This window comes from Streptomyces sp. NPDC056486 (assembly GCF_042795295.1).
Classification (GTDB): domain Bacteria; phylum Actinomycetota; class Actinomycetes; order Streptomycetales; family Streptomycetaceae; genus Streptomyces.
Window position 1 is genome coordinate 1 of the sequence record NZ_JBHTSF010000162.1, and the last position, 19210, is coordinate 19210.

A 19210-nucleotide genomic window follows, 5' to 3' on the forward strand; every position below is an offset into this window, starting at 1 on the left:
CCCTGGTTTCGGGAAGGGGCGGGATTGGGGAAGGCCCCGCAGGGACCGCCCGGACCTCAGCCCCCCGCCCCCGCAAAGTGCTCCCGCACCAGGGACTGGACGACACCAAGGTCCTTCGCCACCAGCGCCTCCAGCAGTGCCTTGTGCTCCGCCGCATCAGCGACAAGGTCCGCCCGGCGGCCATGGACGGGGCCGCTCACCAACGGCCACTGCGACCGCCGATGCAGATCATCGGCCACCTGCACCAACTGCTGATTGCCCGAGAGGGCGAGGACCGCCCCGTGAAAGGCCCGGTCCGCCTCCGCATAGCGGGCGAGGTCCCCGCCCGCCGCCGCCACCGCACTCGCCTCCGCAAGAGGCCGCAGCTCGCACCACCGCGCCGCGGGCACCGTACGGGCGAGCCGCAGCATCACCGGCACCTCGATGAGCGCCCGCACCTCCGCCAGCTCCCCCAGCTCGCGCGCACTGCGCTCGGTGACCCGGAAACCGCGGTTCGGTACGACCTCCACGGCCCCTTCGGTCGCCAGCTGCTGCATCGCCTCGCGGACGGGAGTGGCCGAGACCCCGAACCGCTCGCCGAGTACGGGCGCCGAGTACACCTCGCCCGGCGCGAGGTCGCCGCCGACGAGCGCGGCCCGCAGGGCGTCCAGGATCTGTCCGCGGACCGAGTTCCGCTGCACCGTCCTGCGGGGCGCGGGCAGCGCCACCGACTCGCCGTGCGTGTGCTCACCCCGGACCTGGGGCGACGCGGGAGCCGGGGCCGACGAGGCCCGCACCTGCTCCGGCACACGGACGGCGAGGCGGTACGCGTCATGCGCTCTGGCCTGCTCCACGAGGTCCACCCCAAAGTCCGCTCGGTCCGAAAGGTACGAGAGGCACCATAGGCGGACAGCCCCGCAGTTGAAACCTCGATCATTCTGGGTAAGGTTAGGCTTACCTGTAATCGATCGTGATTCGGTGGTCCACCCATGCCCGTTCCCACCTTGGCCGAGCGCGCCCCGAGCGCCCTCGCGGACGCCTACGCCCGCCTCACCGAGGTGTTCCCCGGACTGCGGGTGAGCGAGCTCAGCGACGAGGAGCAGGCCCCACAGGGCGGCGGCTGGGTCACCGCCTCCCGGCTCGCGGAGGGCGGGGCCGACCTCGACGCGTTTCTCGCGTGGGACGAGGCGCAGGTGCGGCAGGACTACGGACAGGCGGGGCGCCCTGACGTCATCGCCAGCTTCGCCCTGCACCGCTATGCCTGGCCGGCCACCCTGCTCATCACCGTGCCGTGGTTCCTGCACCGCCGGGTGCCCCGCTACCCCGTACAGAACGTCGCCTACCAGCGCACCCACGGCCGTCTGGCCGTCCGCAGCGCGGGCTTCGCCTGTCTGCCCGATGATCCGGCCGCCGCACTGCCCGGCGCCCGCGTCGTGCCGGACGAGGAGGCACTGCGCGCGGAGGTGCGTGACGCCGTCGCCGAGCACCTGGGGCCGCTCCTGGATGCCTTCGGGCCGCGGATGCGGCGCCGCTCGCGCGCCCTGTGGAGTCTCGCCACGGACGAGATCGTCGAGGGCCTCTGGTACATCGCCCACCTCCTCGGCGACGAGGAGCGCGCCACGGTCGAGCTCGAGAGGCTGCTTCCGGGTGCCACCAAGCCGTACGTGGGCACGGCGGGGTTCCGTGAGCTGACGGGACCGAACGGGGAGTCGCTTCCGACGCGGGATCGCGCGAGCTGCTGCATGTTCTACACGCTGCGCCCCGAGGACACCTGTGTGACGTGCCCGCGCACCTGTGACGCGGACCGCATCGAGCGGCTGAGCGCCGCCGCGGCGGCCTGACCGGAGCCTCGCCCCGGACCCAAACCGTCACCCCTCTCCCCTTGAACCACCCTTTCGCGTTCGTTTAATCGAACTCAACTCCCGTCGCCGGGCCCTGCGTTCGAGTAAACGGCGCGCGCCGCACCCCTTTGCACCCCCCTAGGCGTTCTCTTGCCCCGAAACCCCTCTGGGGGCCATCGGGATTGGGTCACTATGGCGCCCGAACGCCCTACCGCGACGCAAGGGACCCCAGATGAGACTGACCGACATATCGCTGGACTGGCTGCTTCCGGGCGGCGTCCTGCTCCTGGGCATGCTGGTGGCGGTGGCGGTACTCGCACGCGGCAAGCGCGCCGGACAGAAGGCGGCTGCCAATGCCTCCGGCGAAGAATCCTGGGAACGCAGCGAGGAGCGCCGCAGGCGCAAGGAAGCCATCTATGGAACGGCCTCGTACGTTCTGCTGTTCTGCTGTGCGGCGGTCGCCGCCGCACTCTCCTTCCACGGCCTGGTCGGCTTCGGCAGGCAGAACCTCAACCTCACCGGCGGCTGGGAGTACCTGGTCCCGTTCGGGCTCGACGGCGCGGCGATGTTCTGCTCCGTACTCGCCGTGCGCGAGGCCAGTCACGGTGACGCGGCGCTCGGTTCGCGGCTCCTGGTGTGGACGTTCGCGGGTGCTGCCGCCTGGTTCAACTGGGTGCACGCGCCCAGGGGCATCGACCACGCGGGCGCCCCGCAGTTCTTCTCCGGGATGTCACTGTCGGCCGCGGTGCTCTTCGACCGCGCGCTGAAGCAGACGCGCCGGGCGGCACTGCGCGAACAGGGCCTGGTGCCGAGGCCGTTGCCGCAGATCCGGATCGTACGGTGGCTGCGCGCACCCCGCGAGACCTTCGGCGCCTGGTCGCTGATGCTCCTCGAAGGCGTACGCACCCTGGACGAGGCGGTCGAGGAGGTCCGCGAGGACCGGCGCGAGAAGCAGCGCACCCGGATCACCAGGCGGGGCAGGGAGAAGCTGGAACGCGCGCAGCTCAAGGCGATCAGCAGGGGCCACCGTGGCCTCCCGGGTCGCGGCGGCGGGCGTCAGGTCGACCTGCCGGCCGTCGCGCCGGCCGCGGGGTCCGCGCAGGTCACCGCGGACCCTTCCATAGCAACCCAGGAGCAGTTGCCCCTGCGCTCCCGTCCCTCCCTCCAGGCCGTGAAGAACGGCTCTGAACCCGTCACCGTCGACCTCACCGCCGAGGACGACACCCAGGCGCTGCCACGGCTCGACTCCCTTGAGCGCAAGCTCAAGGATCTGGAGCAGCAGTTCGGCTGATGTCAGCAGCGCAGGACGGGAGTTGGTCGGCGGTCCGGCTCATACCGGGCCGCCGTCCAATTCGAACCACACCACCTTCCCGACCCCGTGCGCCCTTACGCCCCACGCGTCCGCGAGGTTCTGCACGAGCATCAGGCCCCGGCCGTGTGTGCTGTCGTCGGCGCTCGCCGCGCAGAGCTTGGGGCGACGCCCGACGAAGTCCCTGACCTCGACGCGCAGCCTGCCCGGCCGCACGGTCGCCGTCAGGATGGCGTCCCGGTCGGTGTGCACCAGCGCGTTCGTGACCAGCTCACTGGTCAGCAGTTCGGCTATCTCGGATTCTCCGGGCCTCCCCCAGGACCGGAGCAGTTCGCGTAGCGCGCCCCTGACTTCGGGTACCGCCCGCAGGTCGGATCGCCCCAATCTGCGCCGGAGCTGAGCCCGGTCGGGCTCTGCCGGCTTGCTGTCGGTCGGCTCGTCCCTTGCTTTCGGCGAAGAGGCCCCTAGATGAATGGGGCCGCCCCCTCTTACTTGCCTTTTCATGATCCCCGCCCACAAACGAGTCAATTCCTCCCTGCTCGAACACGCACACGGAATTCATGCCCCTCCCAGTTGGCGGCACTCATGTCCATTCCTCAACCATTGGAGTGGGTGCGCGCCCGTCCGGCGGGGAAGTGAAGCGGAGGACCGTTTCCGCATGATCCCGACCCGGGCCCGATCGCACCGCACCGGACCCGCCCGAGCACTCCGAGGAGCCGCCGTGCACGACGACCGACTGCTGGTGGAGGGACGCCTGGAGCGCGCCCTGAGGCAGTTCATCCGCCCCGCCCAGTACGCGGACCGCGTGCCGCTCACCCTCTCCGTCTGGCACGCGCCGGGCGAACCCGTCCCCGTCGCCGAGGCCCTCGACGCCTCGTACAAGGCCTTCGAGACGGGCACTGCCTGGGGAAAACCCTGGTCAACCAGTTGGTTCCGGATGCGCGGTCAGGTGCCTGACGCCTGGCGCGGGCGCCATGTCGAGGTGGTCATCGACCCCGGCTTCACCGGTGAGGGACCCGGCTTCCAGGCGGAGGGTCTGGTGTACGACGCGTCGGGCGTCCCGATCAAGGGCATTCACCCCCGCAACCGGCACATCCCCGTGGCAGCTGCCGCACAGGGGGGCGAGCAGGTGCACCTCCTCCTGGAGGCGGCCGCCAACCCGACCGTTCTGCATGACTTCGAACCGACACCCCTGGGCGACGTACTGACCGCGGGTGATGGCCCCATCTACCGATTCGCGTCTGCCGACGTCGCCGTACTGGACGAGGACGTTTGGCAGTTGACGCTGGACATCGAGGTCCTTTCCGAGCTGATGTACGAACTGGACGCCGCCCGTCCGCGGCGCCACGAAATTCTGCGCGCCCTGGAGCGAGCGCTCGACGCACTGGATCTGCACGACGTGTCGGGGACGGCGGCAGCGGCCCGCGCCGAGCTGACGGACGTCCTCGCCAGCCCCGCGCATGCCAGCGCGCACCGGGTATCGGCCACCGGGCACGCCCATATCGACTCGGCCTGGCTGTGGCCACTGCGCGAGACGGTGCGCAAGGCGTCCCGCACCTTTGCCAATGTGACGGCTCTCGCAAAGGACTATCCCGAGCTGGTCTTCGCCTGCTCACAGGCCCAGCAGTACGCCTGGGTCAAGGAGCACCAGCCGCACATCTGGGAGCGCATCAAGAAGGCCGTCGCGGACGGCAACTGGTCTCCGGTGGGTTCCATGTGGGTCGAGTCGGACGCCAACATGCCCGGCGGCGAGGCCCTGGCCCGGCAGATCACGCACGGGATGCGGTTCTTCCGAGAGGAGCTGGGGGTCGAGACGGAGGAAATCTGGCTGCCGGACTCCTTCGGATACACGGCGGCGTTTCCGCAGCTGGCGAAACTCGCGGGCGTCCGCTGGTTCCTCACCCAGAAGCTGAGCTGGAACCAGACCAACAAGATGCCGCACCACACCTTCTGGTGGGAGGGCATCGACGGCACCCGCGTCTTCACGCACTTCCCTCCGGTGGACACCTACAACTCCCAGATCCACGGCGCCGAACTCGCGCACGCGGAAAAGAACTTCACCGAGAAGGGCCGCGCGTCGCACTCCCTCGTCCCGTTCGGCTGGGGCGACGGCGGCGGCGGTCCGACCCGCGAAATGCTGGAGAAGGCACGGCGGGTGCGTTCCCTGGAGGGTTCGCCGCGCGTCGAGATCGTGAAGCCTTCGGCGTTCTTCGCCGCGGCCGAGGAGGAGTACGGGGCACAGGCGCCTGTCTGGTCCGGCGAGCTCTATCTGGAGCTGCACCGCGCCACGTACACCTCGCAGGCGGCCACCAAGCGCGGCAACCGCCGTACCGAACACGCCCTGCGCGAGGCCGAGTTGTGGTGCACCGCCGCCGCGGTCCGCGACCCTGCGTACGCCTACCCCTACTCGACCCTCGACCGGCTGTGGAAGACGGTGCTCCTGCACCAGTTCCACGACATCCTGCCGGGCTCGTCGATCGCCTGGGTGCACCGCGAGGCCCGCGACACGTACGAGCGCGTGCTCGCCGAGCTCGATGAGATCACCGCGGCGGCGGTCCGTTCCCTCGGCCCGGGAGGTCCCGCCGCGCTCAACGCGTCGCCGTACGCGCGCAGCGAGGTCGTCACGGCCGACGACGGCACCCTGGTGCACGTCAATGTCCCGGCCCTGGGGAGCAAGGGGCTTGAGGAGGCCGCCTCGTACACGCGGGAGACCGGGGCGACCGCGCTGCTCGCCGACGGCGAGATCCAGTTGCTGAACGAGCATCTGCGCGTCGCCATCGACGCGGACGGGCTCCTGACCTCCGTGCACGACATCGACGCGCACCGCGAGGTCCTGTCCCCCGGCTCGCGCGGCAACCTCCTCCAGCTGCACCCCGACCACCCCACGCACTACGACGCGTGGGACCTCGACAAGCACTACCGCAACACGCACACCGACCTCACGGACGCCGAGTCGGTGGAGCTGGTCGAGGACGGGCCGCTGCGGGTCGCCGTCCGTGTGGTGCGGGCCTTCGGGAAGTCGAGGATCACCCAGGAGATCCGCCTCGCGGCGGGCAGCCGCCGTATCGACGTCGTCACCGAGGTCGACTGGCGGGAGTCGGAGAAGGTGCTCAAGGCCGCGTTCCCGCTGGACGTGCACGCCGAGCGGTCCTCCGCCGAGATCCAGTTCGGGCATGTGAACCGCTCCACGCACGCCAACACCGGCTGGGACGCGGCCCGTTTCGAGATCTGCGCGCACCGGTGGCTGCGGGTCGCCGAGGAGGCGTACGGCGTGGCGGTGCTCAACGACTCGACGTACGGCCATGACGTGACACGGGCGCCGCACGGCGAGGGGCTCGGCACGACCGTGCGGCTCACGCTGCTTCGTGCGCCGCACAGCCCGGATCCGGAGACGGACCTGGGCGTGCACCGGTTCACGTACGCGCTGCTGCCCGGCGCGACGACGGGCGACGCGGTGGCGGAGGGGCTCGCGCTCAACCTGCCGCTGCGGGTCGCCGCCGCGCCCGTCCTGCCGTCCCTGGTGAGCGTCGACAATCCGGCGGTGACCGTGGAGTCGGTGAAGCTCGCGGACGACGGGAGCGGCGATGTCGTGGTGCGGCTCTACGAGTCGCGGGGCGGGCGTGCGGCGGCGGCGCTCACCACGTCGTTCGCGGTGAGCGCGGCCGAGGTGACCGACCTCCTGGAGCGCCCGCTCGAATCGGCCCACACCGATGAATCGGGGATCGTGCTCGCGCTGCGTCCGTTCCAGATCCTGACGCTGAGGCTGCGACCGGCCTGATCCGGCCTTCTCTCCTGATCGGCCGTCAGAGGCGTGGCACGTTCCGCAGGTTGGAGCGTGCCATCTGGACCATGCGGCCGACCCCGCCGTCCAGGACGATCTTGCTGGCGGAGAGTGCGAAGCCGGTCACCATGTCGGAGCTGATCTTGGGCGGGATGGAGAGGGCGTTCGGGTCCGTGACGATGTCGACGAGGGCGGGGCCCTTGTGCGCGAAGGCGTCCTTCAGGGCGCCCGCGAGCTGCTTGGGCTTCTCGACACGTACTCCGTAGGCACCGGCGGCGCGGGCCACGGCGGCGAAGTCGGGGTTGTGGTTGGCGGTGCCGAACGAAGGGAGTCCGGCCACCAGCATCTCCAACTCGACCATCCCCAGAGCGGAGTTGTTGAACAGGACGACCTTCACCGGCAGGTCGTACTGGACGAGGGTGAGGAAGTCGCCCATCAGCATGGAGAACCCGCCGTCGCCCGACATCGAGACGACCTGGCGCTTGCGGTCGGTGAACTGGGCGCCGATCGCCTGCGGCAGGGCGTTGGCCATCGAGCCGTGGCTGAAGGAGCCGATGATGCGGCGCCTGCCGTTCGGGGTGAGATAGCGGGCCGCCCAGACGTTGCACATGCCCGTGTCGACGGTGAACACCGCGTCGTCTGCGGCGAGTTCATCGACCACGGACGCCACGTACTCGGGATGGATCGGGATGTGCTTCTCGACCTTGCGCGTATAGGCCTTGATGACGCCTTCGAGCGCGTCCGCGTGCTTCTTCAGCATCTTGTCGAGGAACTTGCGGTTGCTCTTGGGCGTGACGCGCGGGGTGAGACAGCGCAGGGTCTCGCGTACGTCGCCCCAGACGGCGAGGTCCAGCTTGGAGCGGCGGCCGAGTCGTTCGGGGCGCACGTCGACCTGGGCGATCTTGACGTCGTCGGGCAGGAAGGCGTTGTACGGGAAGTCCGTGCCGAGCAGGATGAGCAGGTCGCACTCGTGGGTGGCCTCGTACGCGGCGCCGTAGCCGAGCAGGCCGCTCATGCCGACGTCGTACGGGTTGTCGTACTGGATCCATTCCTTGCCGCGCAGGGCATGGCCCACCGGGGACTTGATCTTCTCGGCGAACGCCATGACCTCGGCGTGCGCCCCTGCCGTGCCGCTGCCGCAGAAGAGGGTGACCTTGTCGGCCTCGTCGATCATCGCGGCGAGCTTGTCGATCTCCGCGTCGCCGGGGCGCACGGAGGGGCGCGAGGTGACCAGGGCGCTCTCGGGGGACTTGTCGGGGGCGGGCTCGTCGGCGATGTCTCCGGGCAGGGTGACGACACTGACGCCGGACTGCCCGATCGCGTGCTGGATGGCGGTGTGGAGCAGCCGCGGCATCTGCTTCGGGCTGGAGATCATCTCGCTGTAATGGCTGCAGTCCTTGAAGAGCCGATCGGGGTGGGTCTCCTGGAAGAAGGAGAGGCCGATCTCGCTCGACGGGATGTGGGACGCGAGGGCGAGGACGGGCGCCATGGAGCGGTGGGCGTCGTAGAGGCCGTTGATCAGGTGGAGGTTGCCGGGCCCGCAGGAACCGGCGCAGACGGCGAGGCTCCCGGTGATCTGGGCCTCCGCACCGGCCGCGAAGGCGGCGGTCTCCTCGTGCCTGACCTGCACCCACTCGATGCCCTTGGTACGCCTGATCGCGTCCACGACCGGGTTGAGGCTGTCGCCCACGACTCCGTACATACGGCGCACACCGGCGCGGTGGAGGATGTCGACGAACTGTTCGGCGACGTTCTGCTTGGCCATGGCTACACGAACCCTTCAGTCCCCTTGACTGCCTTGTGACTCTCTTGGGGTCCATGAGTTCACAGGGCGGGCGCTCACGCCTCCCAAACAGCGGCCGCCGTTCGGTCGTCCGCGTACCCCTTGACCCTGACCTGGATGTCCGCGAGGAAGGTCGCGAGGCCCGGCGGACCGCTCTTGGCCCACCGCTGGGTGAGGTGCGCGGCGAGCTCGGGCTCGCCGCTCAGGGGCTCGGCGAGGCCGCCGCTGCAGAGCAGCAGGGCATCACCCGGGCGGGCTACGGAGGCGCGGAAGCGGAAGGGTTCGCGGGGCGGCGGCTCGGGGGCGGGTTCGTACGGGCTCGGGGGCGTGATGATCCCCATGTCCATGGTGAGCCGGTCGCCGTCCGGGGTCTGGGGCGGCACGGAGCCGAACCCGACGACGGGTGGCCCGGTGTCACCGGTGGAGTCGCCGACGCGGGGCTCGATGTCCTGCCAGGCGCCGTCCCTGAGCCGGAAGAGTCCGCCGCTCCCGACGCCGAAGAAGACGCGGGTGCGGCAGTCGGGGTCGGCGGGCAGGAGCAGGCAGCGCAGGGATGCCGCGTACTCCTCGGGCTCGATGCCGAGGTCGGCGGCGTGCGCGCGGAGCTTGCCGAGGCTGCGGTCGGTGAGCCGGTGGAGGCCGCTCTTGAGGTCGCCGCGCCGGGCGGCCCTGATGTCCTCGGAAAGGCGCTGATGGCTGCGGCCCACGGCACGGCCGATCCAGGCGCAGGCCTCGGCGGCGGCGCGATGGGCGCCCGGAGTGGCCCGCGCGCCGGTGGCCATGGCGACCAGGACGAGAGCGCTGTCCCCGGTCCCGAACCGCGCGGTGAGCAGCGAGTCGCGCCGCGGTTCGCCCCGATACCGCGCGGAGTCCCCGCGCACGGAGACGGCACGCAGCGTGGAGGTGCCGTACCGGGCGCCGTCGAGCACGGTGTCGGCGACCAGATCGCCGAGGTCGTCGGGGTCGGCGGCGGGCAGGACGGTGGGCTCGGCGTCGTAGGTGGGCGGGCCGTCGCCCACGTAGGCGACGGCGTCCACGGCGGGGGCCGACACGACGTCTTCCCGGGGTTCGTGTACTCCGCCGGGCGGGCTCGCGGACGCGTCGGGCAGGCGGGGCGCGGGGACGGCGGTGGTGCGGCTGGGAAGGGATTCCGGCTCACCGCCTGGGGGCTCACCTCCAGGTGCCTCGCCGCCGGGTGCCTCGCCGCCGGGTGCCTCGCCGCCGGGTGCCTCGCCGCCGAGCGGCTTGGGCGCATCGGGGAAGGTCACAGGACCCGTGGGCGCGGCGGAAGGCTCCCAGGGTGCGGCGGCGGGGCGGGTGCGGGCCGTGGCGCGCGGGGGCGCGGGCTCCGGTGCTTGCGGGAGTACTCCCTCCGCGCGACCGCCGCCTCCCGGGGGTGGCGCCGCATCCACCACCGTGTCCGATGGCCCGGGATCGCCTCCGCCCGCAGCCGCGCTGACCGCCGACGCGAACCTGTCGTCGAGGGTGTCGGCCATCTCGGCCGGCCCCGTGTCATGAGCGGAGTCGTCGTACAGCTGACCCCACCAGTCGTCCTCCTGGCCGGAGGCCCCGTCGTGCGTCTCCCCCTGCTGGCTCATGCCCCTATTGTCCACCGCGAAGGCCGTACGAAAACGGTTCATCCGGAAATTCCGGCCGCCGGAAGAGTGATGAAGGGCCGCCGGGCGGGCCCACCCCCCACGGGAGGACCGCCCGGCGGTGTCTGTGTGTTTATCGCACGTCGTAGGCGCGAACCACGGTCTGAGTGACGGAACTTCCGTTCGCATCCGTCAGTTCGGTCCTGAGCCGGACGTGCTTGCCGGAGGCGCCCGCGTGATTCACGGTGGCGGTCCACTTCCCCCCGGCGGCGGACGTCTTGGCCTCCGTCCAGGTCTCGCCTTCGTCGTACGAGTAGGACAGTGCCGCCGACTTGAGCGCGCCGGGCTTGTAGCCTGCGTGTCCCGTCGCCGTGAGCGCGATCCGCTGGCCGTCCTCGGCGGCAAGGGTCTTCATGCCGTCCTCCGGCAGCTGATAGCGCGGGAACAGCATCGGGATCCCCTGCGAGTAGGCCTCCTCGTCGAGGTGCGAGCGGAACGCCCACGTGGTCCGCGTGCCCGTGGACCGCTGCCAGACCTTCGAGCCGATCTTCTGGGTGTTCAGGGTGAGTTCGTACGCCGAGTCGGCCGCGGGGACCTCGAACACGCCGGACGGCCAGCCGGAATCCCCCACGATCTCGCCGTCCCGCTTCAGCTGGACACTGCCGATGTCGCCGAACCCGCCCTGGATACCAGCGTGTTCACCGTCACCCCAGAAGCCGGGCGCGACCCCGATCAGATTGCCCTGCCGCTCCCCCGCGAGAGCGAGCCCGCCCTGTGCGTCACGCGGCGCGGCAGGGGTGAGCACTCCGTCGTACCACTTCTCGCTGCGCCGCTCCCCCTTCCCGTACGTCCGCACCGGGTCGATCATGAACTCCCCGAACGGGAAGCTGCTGGACACTCGGTGGCCCCAGCCGGTCGTGCCCGCCGAGTGGTACTCGGTGCGCTTGCCGGGGGCCGGGACCGACTCGATGTCGGCGAAGTACACCTCGAGCCCCGAGGGACGGACGGCGGACGGCAGGTCCACATAGTCCGTGGCCGTGCCCATCGCGCGGTACGTCGCCTCGTTCGCGGCGAGGTCCTTGTCCCGCACCCGGTAGGTGCGGTCGTCGCGGACCTGGCCGGTCTCGGGGAAGGCGAGGTTGTAGACGTAGGGGCTCTTCGCCGTTCCCTTCCACTTCAATTCGACGGATCCGGCGCCCAGTTGGCCGAGCAGGTAAGCCGCATCGCCCGTCTGGATGCCGAGGACCGGCAGCGGGGAGCCGCTGAGACCGGCCGAGGGGTACCAGCGGCCCGGCGCCGTGCGGTGGGCGATGACCGCGACTGCTCCGGCCGTCTTGGCGTCCCTCGCGACGGCGTTCGCGCTGCCGTCGTCCGCGACCTTGACCAGGGCGATCTTGCCCTTGGCCCCGGCGGCTTCGAGCTCCGCGGGCGTACCGGACCCGGCGTCGACGAGAGCCGCCTTGCCCGTTCCGTCGAGGTTGGCCGAGCCGGTGGACGCGGTCACGGGATGCAGCGACTTGCCGCCCCGCACGGCGAGTTCGGAGAGCAGGGGCGCCGCCGCACGCCAGTAGCTGCCGGACTCGAAGGTGCCGCCGGCCGCCTTGCCCTCGACGGACTGGTAGAAACCGCGGATGGAGCGCGGACCCGCCGCGGTGCCCGCGTGCAGCCAGTGGTCGGTGCCCCAGCTGCGGGCGAACCCGAGGGTGGCGCCGCGCACTTCGGACTCCTTGTCCGTCTTGACGGACAGGCGGTGCGCCTTACGGGCGTCGAGCGTGACGGTCATGTCCTTCTTGACCTCGACCTGGGGCCGGGCCAGGTGCGTGAGCGAGTCGGTCAGCGTGCCGCCGTCCGCGTCCGGTGTGGCGATGAAGCCGGTCAGGAAGTAGGCACCGGGGCGGACTTGGTAGGTCTGGTCGTTCGCGCCCTCGTTGAAGCGCCGCTCACCGCTGGCGTCGTCGGTGCCGATGAGGTCGACGGACGACGGTCCATCGGCGGGCTTTCCCGCGCGGTCGACGAGCTTTACCCGGAGGCTGACGGTCTCCGGCTGTACGTAGAGGGAGAAGGGCGTGGAGACCGCGACGCCCCCGCCAGCCTTCGCCAGGACGCGGCCGGTCACGTCTCCGTACTGTGCCCGCTTGAGGCTAGCGTCGGGGTCCAGCTTCAGCGGGACCTTGACCGTGGCCCCGGCGGCGACCTGCACGGAGCGTTCGCCGAGCTCGGCGATGTCCGACCGCACGGCGGAGCCGTCGTTGCCGGTGACGCCCTGCACGGACAGCTTCAACCGCACTGCCTTGCCGGTGGTGTTGGTGTAGGGGACGTCGACCGTCGTGCGGTCCGAGTTGTCCTGGGGCCAGCCGAAGCTGCCGCCCTGCACGGCGGGCGAGCCGAGCACCTTCTGGTCGATTGCCGCCTTCACGTCGAGCCGCCCGCCGCCCGTCTCGGTCACATCCCCCGGAATGCCGCTGTCCGCCGACGACACGAGGACCGACTTGATCTGCTGCGCGCTCCAGTCCGGGTGGCGCTGCTTGACCACGGCTGCGGCGCCCGCGACGTGCGGGGTCGCCATCGACGTACCGCTCATGGACTGGTAGGCGTAGACGCCCCTGCCGCCCGCCGCGGCGGCGGAGATGTCGACTCCGGGCGCGGCGATCTCCGGCTTGAGGGTGTGCGAGCCGTACGCGGGTCCCCGGCTGGAGAAGGAGGCCGTCGAGTCGTCGCGGTCGACGGCGCCGACCGTCAGAACGCTGGGTGCGCAGCCGGGCGACGAGACGGAGTTGAGGCCCGGTCCCGTGTTGCCCGCGGCCAGGACGAAGAGGGTGTCCGTGCTCGACTGCGCGAGCTCCTCCGTGGCCGTGCTCATCGGGTCCGTGCAGTCGGTCCGTGCCGGGTTGCCCAGGCTCATGGAGACGACGTCGGCCTTCTCGTCGACGGCCCACTGCATGCCCGCGATGATCCACGAAGTGGCCCCGGAACCACTGTCGTTGAGCACCTTGCCGTGCAGCAGCTCGGCGCCGGGCGCGACGCCCTTCTTCTTGCCGCCGCTCGCCGCGCCGGTGCCGCCGACGGTCGAGGTGGTGTGGGTGCCGTGACCCTGGCGGTCCTCGTTGTCCGGGGAGTCGGTGAAGTTCTTGGTCGCGCCGATCCGGCCCTTGAGGTCGGGGTGTCCGGCGTCGGCTCCGGTGTCGAGCACGGCGACCTTGGTGCCCTTGCCGTCGTAGCCCGCGGCCCAGGCCTCGGGGGCGTGCACCTGCTTCGTCGACCGGTCGAGGGTCGCCTGGACCTTGGAGTCGAGCCAGAGCTTCTTCAGACCCGACATGCCATACCCCGAACGGGACTTGGCCGATGTGACGTCCGCCCAGAAGTCCGCGGCCTTCTTCTTGTCGGCCTTCAGCGCGACACCGTCGACGGGTTCGAGTACGAGCCCGCGCTCCGCGCCGCGTGGCGTCGCGGGCACCGAGCGCGTGACGTCGACGGACTTGCCGTACACGGCGATGAGCGGCAGCTTCTCGGCGTGCGCGTCGTCGTAGCCCTGGCGGACGAGCCCGGTGACGTTGAAGAGTTCCTCGTCGACCTTGCCGTCGGCGATCGCGTGGACGGCGCCCTCGGGGTAGACGTACAGGTCCTTGCCGGACTGCCTGGTCTGGATGAGCGGCACCGTGCCGTCGGCGCCGGGCAGCGCGCCGGCGCCCGCGCGGTCCTTGCCGTCGGACGTGACGAGGATGCGGTCGCCGGTCACGAGGGTGACGACGGAGCTCCCCTCGCCCCGTGGGGCACCTCCCACCAGCGGACTCGTGTCCGCCGCGGCCGTGCGTGGCTCGGCCACGGACGGGACGGCCGCGGTGACGGCGAGGACGGCGGCGGACGCCACCCCCAAGGCCGTACGCGATATCGGGCGCATCGCTCTCCCCAGGGTTGTCGGGCATGGTGTCGGGCATGCGGAACCACAGCCGAAATCGGGCCAAAGGCCGTATTCACGGCTGCCGTTGGTGCAGCGGTGGCGTCACCTTGGCAGAGAGGCGGGGGATGCGGGGATGATGTCCTGGGGCGGGTTTACGCCGTGGCTCTTTTCCGCCAGGGCGCCGTCGGAACGGATCCTTGGGGAGGGGCGTCGCCGCATGCTGGCTGCGATAGGTCTGGACGAGACGCACGAATCGGCGTACCGCGCGCTTGTGGCGGTGGGCGCCGCCGACGTGCCCGATCTCGCGCGGCGGCTCTCGCTCGGCGAGCCCGACACGGTGCGCGCGCTGCGCCGCCTTGAGCTGCACGGCCTGGCGGCCCAGGCGTCGGGCAGGGCGGGCCGGTGGGTGGCGGCCCCGCCGGGTGTCGCGCTCGGCGCGCTCCTGACCCAGCAGCGGCACGAACTGGACAAGGCCGAGCTGGCGGCGAAGCTGCTCGCCGAGGAGTACCGCGCGCAGGCCGCGGAGCCCGCGGTGCACGACCTGGTCGAGGTGGTCACCGGTGCGGGCGCGGTCTCGCAGCGCTTCCTCCAGCTCCAGCTGGGCGCGAGCTCCGAGGTGTGCGCCCTGGTGACCGGCAACCCCGTGGCGATCACCGGCACGGAGAACGACGCGGAGGAGCAGGCCGCGGGCCGTGGCGTCACCTACCGCGTGGTCGTCGAACGCTCAGTCCTCGCGCTCCCCACCGGCCTCGTCGAACTGTCGACGGCGATCCGCCGCGACGAACAGGTGCGCGTCGTGGACCGCGTCCCGACGAAGCTGGTGATCGCCGACGGCTCGCTCGCGATGGTGCCGCTCACCTCACGCAGGGCGGAGCCCGCCGCGCTCGTGGTGCACGCGAGCGGCCTGCTCGAGTCCCTGACCGGACTCTTCGAGGCGGTGTGGCGGGACGCGCTGCCGCTGCGGCTCGGCGAGGACGGCCGCTCGGTCACCGAGGACGCCGCTGACGGCCCCGACGGCGCGGACCTGGAGATCCTGTCGCTGCTGCTCGCGGGCCTGACGGACGCGAGCGTCGCCAAGCAGCTCGATCTGGGCCTGCGGACGGTGCAGCGCCGGGTCAAGCGCCTGATGGAACTGGCGGGCGTGACGACGCGCCTCCAACTGGGCTGGCACGCGTACGAGCGGGGCTGGGTGGCGCGCTAGGGCCCTTCTGATGGATCTCCGTGGGAGAAGGAGCGGCGTTCGGTGCGTGCCCTCGGCGTGCGGCGTGAAGGGTCATGTGGCGGAGTCACCTGTCCCTTTGCGCCGTGCGGCGAGAGGGGGTACCTCCCACGCCCTTAAGGCAGTGGGGGAGCGTGCCGGGCGTCGCGACGCCGCGGAGATCCATCAGAAGGGCCCTAGCCCGGCTGAAAGCGAGAGGGCTGACGCGCGACCTGCGATTTTGCCCCGTTTCCTGCACGCTTGACAGATGGGAGCGTGGGAACTCCTGCTGGTCTCCGTGGTGCTGCTGCTCGGGATCGGCGGAGTACTTGTCCCCGGAGTGCCGGGGCCGTGGCTGGTGTGGGCCGCGATTCTGTGGTGGGCGCTGAAGGACCCGAACCCGGTGGCCTGGGGGATCCTGGTCGGCACGTCCGTCGTACTCCTCGTGGCGCAAGGCGTCCGATGGCTGCTGCCGCCGCGGCGCCTCCGGGAGAGCGGCGCCACGCGCCGGACGGCCGCGTACGCGGGGGCCGGGGCGCTTGTCGGGTTCTGCGTGCTGCCGGTGATCGGGTCGCTCCCGGGATTCGTCGGAGGGATCTACCTGTCGGAGCGGTTGCGGCTCGGCGGGCACGGGGAGGCGGCGACGGCGACGAGGACGGCCATGCGGGCGGGCGGGTGGAGCGTGCTGACGGAGCTGTTCGCGTGCTTGTTGATCGCGGGGGCGTGGCTGGGGGCCGTGATCTGGGGTTGAGGCCCCGGGCACACACATCCACTCAGTACGAGTTCATATACATGTACCGCCATCGGATCTCTCCCGACTCATTGACTGAATGCCGCACCATCTCTAGCTTCAAGCGGAGGTAAAGCTCCGATGACTCGATGACGCGGGAATTGCTCGGGAGACGCGATGCCAAGACCGTCCAGAAGAACCGTGCTCGCCACCACCGGAACCGCGGTCGGCGGCGCGCTGATAGCCGGAGGCCTGCCCGCCCAGGCCGCAGCCGCTCCCCAGGAAGCGGGAACGGGAGCAGGAGCGGGAACGCTGAGCGCGCCCGGCGACCCCTGGCGCACCGTCCTCGACGACGCCGACCTCGTCTGGCAGAAGCTGCCGAAGACCTGGTACGAGGGCCCCTACCTCGGCAACGGCTTCCTCGGCTCGGGGATCTACGCCGAGCCGAGCGCGCAGCCGGGCGGTGAGACCACGGCGCTGCGTTTCAACATCCAGCACTCCGAGGTGCAGGACCACCGCCCCGAGTTCGGCTCCCTCTTCGGCCTGGCGCGCCTGCCGATCGGCCATTTCACCCTCGAACCCGTCGGCAGGATCACCGGCATCGACTGGCGCCTGCGGCTGCACGACGCCGAGCTGACCGGCACCCTCACCACGGACAAGGGCACCCTGAAGCTCCGTGCGCAGGTGCACACCACACGCTCCGTCCTCGCCGTCGAGGTCACCCCGAGCGCGGGTGAGCGCGGCTTCCGCTGGGTGTTCCATCCGGCGGATGCGATCAGCCCGCGCGCCGCGTTCAAGCCGCTGCCGGACGGATACGCGGGCAACCCGCCAGCCGAGATCAAGGAGAACGACGGCGTCACGGCCGCCGTACAGCCGCTGCTCGCGGGCGGGCAGCACGTCACCGCGTGGCGGGAGCGGACGCGGGGCGGCGCACGGACGCTGTACGTGAACGTGGCGCACTCGCACCCCAGGACGACGGCCCGCGACCGTGCGGTACGCGCCGTGCGGGGTGCGGCGGGTCTGTCGTACGACGGGCTCGCGGTGTCGCACCGGGCCTGGTGGCACGCGTACTACCGCAAGAGCTTCCTGTCGCTGCCCGACGCCCGGATGCAGCGCTTCTACTGGATCCAGCTATACAAGACGGCGGCGGCCGCCCGCCGCGACGCCCCGGTGATGGCGACCTGCGGCCCCTGGCTCGAGCCCACTCCGTGGCCCAACACCTGGTGGAACCTGAACGTTCAGCTGGAGTACTGGCTGATCCACGGCTCCAACCACATCGAACTTGACGCCGTCACACGCGCGTTGAGCGAATTCCGGTCCAACCTCACCAAGGAGATGGCGGCGCCCTACCGCGCGGACTCGCTCGGCATCCCGCGCACCACGGACGCGTCCCTGGTGAACGGCGCGTCGGTGACGGACGGCGGCTACGGAGTCGGCATCCCCGGGCAGGACCCGCCAACTCCCGAAGTGGGCAACCTCATTTGGGCGCTGCACAACGTCTGGCTGAGCTACCGCCACACGATGGACAAGTCGATCCTGCGAGACGTCCTCTTCCCGCTCCTGCGGAAAGCGGTCAACTACTACCTGCACTTCCTTGAGCCGGGCGCGGACGGCAAGCTGCACCTCCCCGCGACCTTCTCGCCCGAGTACGGCGGCAACTCGCGCGACTGCAACTACGACTTGATGCTCCTGAAATGGGGTTGCCGCACGCTCCTCGAAGTGGCGGAACTCCTGCATGTGGACGACAAGTTGGCACCGCGCTGGCGGGACGTGGGGAGCAGACTGACCGGGTACCCGACCGACGCGAACGGCTACATGATCGGCGCGGACATCCCCTTCGCGAAGTCGCACCGCCACTACTCCCACATGCTCGCGGTGTACCCCCTCTACGAGGTGACGGGCCGCACGGCGGAGGAACGCGCCCTGATCGAACGGTCCTTGGCGCACTGGGTCGGCTTCGAAGGTGCCTTGCAGGGCTATACGTTCACGGGCGCCGCGTCCATGTCGGCACTGCTCGGCAAGGGCGAGGACGCGCTGAAGTACCTGGGCCAGCTGATGACGCGGTTCATCCAGCCCAACACCATGTACAAGGAGTCGGGCCCGGTCATCGAGACCCCGCTCTCCGCCGCGCAGTCCCTGCACGACATGGTCTGCCAGTCCTGGGGCGACGTCATCCGCGTCTTCCCCGCACTGCCGTCGGCATGGGCGGACCTGACGGTGCACAACTTCCGTACGCAGGGGGCGTTCCTGCTCAGCGCGGTCCGGGAGGGCGGGGCGACCCGCTGGGTGCGGCTCGTGAGCGAGGCGGGGGCGCCGTGCGTCGTGCGGCACGGGATCGCGGGGGCGATCGAGGTGCGGGACGAGCGTGGGCGCCCTGTCTCGTACGAGGACGTGGGCGAGGGCGCGGATGCGGGCGCCATCAGGATCGCCCTCCGGCGGGGCGAGTCGGCGCTCGTGACGGCCAAGGGCGACCGGCCCGACCTGCGGATCACTCCGGTCGAACCGAACGAGGAGGCGCCGCGCTGGGGCCTGCCCGCGGTCTAGACCGACTGTCTGCCGGTCCTAGGTCCAAGATCCGATGCATGGACGGGGTACGCGTGCGAGGCTCGCGCCATGACCGAATTCAGCGAGGCCGAGCGGGCGTACCTCAAGTCCCAGCGTCTGGGCCGGATGGCCAGCGTCGACGCGACGGGTCAGCCGCAGGCGAATCCTGTGGGGTTCTTTCCGCAGGACGACGGGACGATCCTGATCGGCGGGTATGCGCTGGGCGCCACCAAGAAGTGGCGCAACCTCCAGAAGAATCCGAAGGTGTCACTGGTCGTCGACGACGTCCTGAGCGAGAGGCCGTGGAAGGTGCGGGGAGTCGACATCCGGGGGGATGCGGAACTCCTTACGGGGCCGCATGAATTGGGGCCTCACTTCAGCGAGGAGCTGATCCGGATTCATCCTCGGCGGATCCATAGCTGGGGGCTGGAACAGTAATTACCCCCAACCCCGCCCCTTCCCACAAACCGTGCCTGCGCCCCGGGCCTACCTGGGGCTCCGCCCCAGACCCCGTACAAGATGTCCTCAATCGCCGGCCGGGCTGGAATATCC

12 protein-coding genes are annotated in these 19210 nt (G+C 70.7%); 7 read left to right on the forward strand and 5 right to left on the reverse strand.

Going from position 1 to position 19210, the window contains the following annotated elements:
* Positions 1-56 precede the first annotated feature (56 nt).
* Positions 57-833, reverse strand: coding sequence for a GntR family transcriptional regulator (locus ACFQ7F_RS38155; RefSeq protein ID WP_383281351.1), 777 nt, complete (start codon positions 831-833; stop codon positions 57-59).
* Positions 834-968: 135 nt separating this feature from the next.
* Between ACFQ7F_RS38155 and ACFQ7F_RS38160 the strand changes: the two genes are divergently transcribed.
* Both ACFQ7F_RS38160 and ACFQ7F_RS38165 read left to right on the forward strand, forming a co-directional pair.
* Entirely contained in the window at positions 969-1820 is an 852-nt protein-coding gene (locus ACFQ7F_RS38160) for a (2Fe-2S)-binding protein (protein ID WP_383281354.1), read from the forward strand.
* Between the two features lie 232 nt (positions 1821-2052).
* Entirely contained in the window at positions 2053-3111 is a 1059-nt protein-coding gene (locus ACFQ7F_RS38165) for a DUF2637 domain-containing protein (protein WP_383281357.1), read from the forward strand.
* Positions 3112-3150: 39 nt separating this feature from the next.
* Here the strand turns inward: ACFQ7F_RS38165 and ACFQ7F_RS38170 are convergent, their stop codons facing one another.
* A complete protein-coding gene (locus ACFQ7F_RS38170) occupies positions 3151-3513 on the reverse strand; it encodes an ATP-binding protein (RefSeq protein WP_383281360.1) in 363 nt (120 codons plus the stop codon).
* Between the two features lie 337 nt (positions 3514-3850).
* On the opposite strand from ACFQ7F_RS38170, the gene ACFQ7F_RS38175 reads away from it, so the two are divergent.
* Positions 3851-6907 (forward strand): alpha-mannosidase, encoded by a 3057-nt coding sequence (locus ACFQ7F_RS38175; protein WP_383281363.1) that lies wholly within the window; start codon positions 3851-3853, stop codon positions 6905-6907.
* A 25-nt stretch (positions 6908-6932) separates the two neighbouring features.
* Here ACFQ7F_RS38175 and ACFQ7F_RS38180 read toward each other — a convergent pair whose 3' ends face one another.
* From ACFQ7F_RS38180 to ACFQ7F_RS38190, 3 genes are all read right to left on the reverse strand, one after another.
* A complete protein-coding gene (locus ACFQ7F_RS38180) occupies positions 6933-8675 on the reverse strand; it encodes a pyruvate dehydrogenase (RefSeq protein WP_383281366.1) in 1743 nt (580 codons plus the stop codon).
* 74 nt (positions 8676-8749) lie between these two features.
* Positions 8750-10291: a protein phosphatase 2C domain-containing protein gene (locus tag ACFQ7F_RS38185; protein WP_383281368.1), complete on the reverse strand. Its 1542-nt coding sequence runs from the start codon at positions 10289-10291 to the stop codon at positions 8750-8752.
* A 130-nt stretch (positions 10292-10421) separates the two neighbouring features.
* Positions 10422-14186 (reverse strand): S8 family serine peptidase, encoded by a 3765-nt coding sequence (locus ACFQ7F_RS38190; RefSeq protein WP_383281371.1) that lies wholly within the window; start codon positions 14184-14186, stop codon positions 10422-10424.
* Between the two features lie 217 nt (positions 14187-14403).
* On the opposite strand from ACFQ7F_RS38190, the gene ACFQ7F_RS38195 reads away from it, so the two are divergent.
* From ACFQ7F_RS38195 to ACFQ7F_RS38210, 4 genes are all read left to right on the forward strand, one after another.
* Positions 14404-15387, forward strand: coding sequence for a helix-turn-helix transcriptional regulator (locus ACFQ7F_RS38195; protein ID WP_383281374.1), 984 nt, complete (start codon positions 14404-14406; stop codon positions 15385-15387).
* Positions 15388-15652: 265 nt separating this feature from the next.
* Entirely contained in the window at positions 15653-16135 is a 483-nt protein-coding gene (locus ACFQ7F_RS38200; RefSeq protein ID WP_383281377.1) for a DUF456 domain-containing protein, read from the forward strand.
* A gap of 156 nt (positions 16136-16291) precedes the next feature.
* Positions 16292-18658 carry a Tat pathway signal sequence domain protein gene (locus ACFQ7F_RS38205; protein ID WP_383281380.1) on the forward strand — a complete coding sequence of 789 codons (2367 nt, stop codon included), beginning with the start codon at positions 16292-16294 and terminating at the stop codon, positions 18656-18658.
* A gap of 69 nt (positions 18659-18727) precedes the next feature.
* Positions 18728-19096, forward strand: coding sequence for a PPOX class F420-dependent oxidoreductase (locus ACFQ7F_RS38210; protein WP_383281383.1), 369 nt, complete (start codon positions 18728-18730; stop codon positions 19094-19096).
* Positions 19097-19210: the final 114 nt, after the last annotated feature.

Coding starts and splice junctions, on each gene's coding strand:
- ACFQ7F_RS38210 (WP_383281383.1), top strand. CDS start 18,728: ATGACCGAATTCAGCGAGGCCGAGCGGGCGTACCTCAAGTCCCAGCGT.
- ACFQ7F_RS38185 (WP_383281368.1), bottom strand. CDS start 10,291: ATGAGCCAGCAGGGGGAGACGCACGACGGGGCCTCCGGCCAGGAGGAC.
- ACFQ7F_RS38205 (WP_383281380.1), top strand. CDS start 16,292: ATGCCAAGACCGTCCAGAAGAACCGTGCTCGCCACCACCGGAACCGCG.
- ACFQ7F_RS38190 (WP_383281371.1), bottom strand. CDS start 14,186: ATGCGCCCGATATCGCGTACGGCCTTGGGGGTGGCGTCCGCCGCCGTC.
- ACFQ7F_RS38180 (WP_383281366.1), bottom strand. CDS start 8,675: ATGGCCAAGCAGAACGTCGCCGAACAGTTCGTCGACATCCTCCACCGC.
- ACFQ7F_RS38200 (WP_383281377.1), top strand. CDS start 15,653: ATGGGAGCGTGGGAACTCCTGCTGGTCTCCGTGGTGCTGCTGCTCGGG.
- ACFQ7F_RS38165 (WP_383281357.1), top strand. CDS start 2,053: ATGAGACTGACCGACATATCGCTGGACTGGCTGCTTCCGGGCGGCGTC.
- ACFQ7F_RS38195 (WP_383281374.1), top strand. CDS start 14,404: ATGCTGGCTGCGATAGGTCTGGACGAGACGCACGAATCGGCGTACCGC.
- ACFQ7F_RS38160 (WP_383281354.1), top strand. CDS start 969: ATGCCCGTTCCCACCTTGGCCGAGCGCGCCCCGAGCGCCCTCGCGGAC.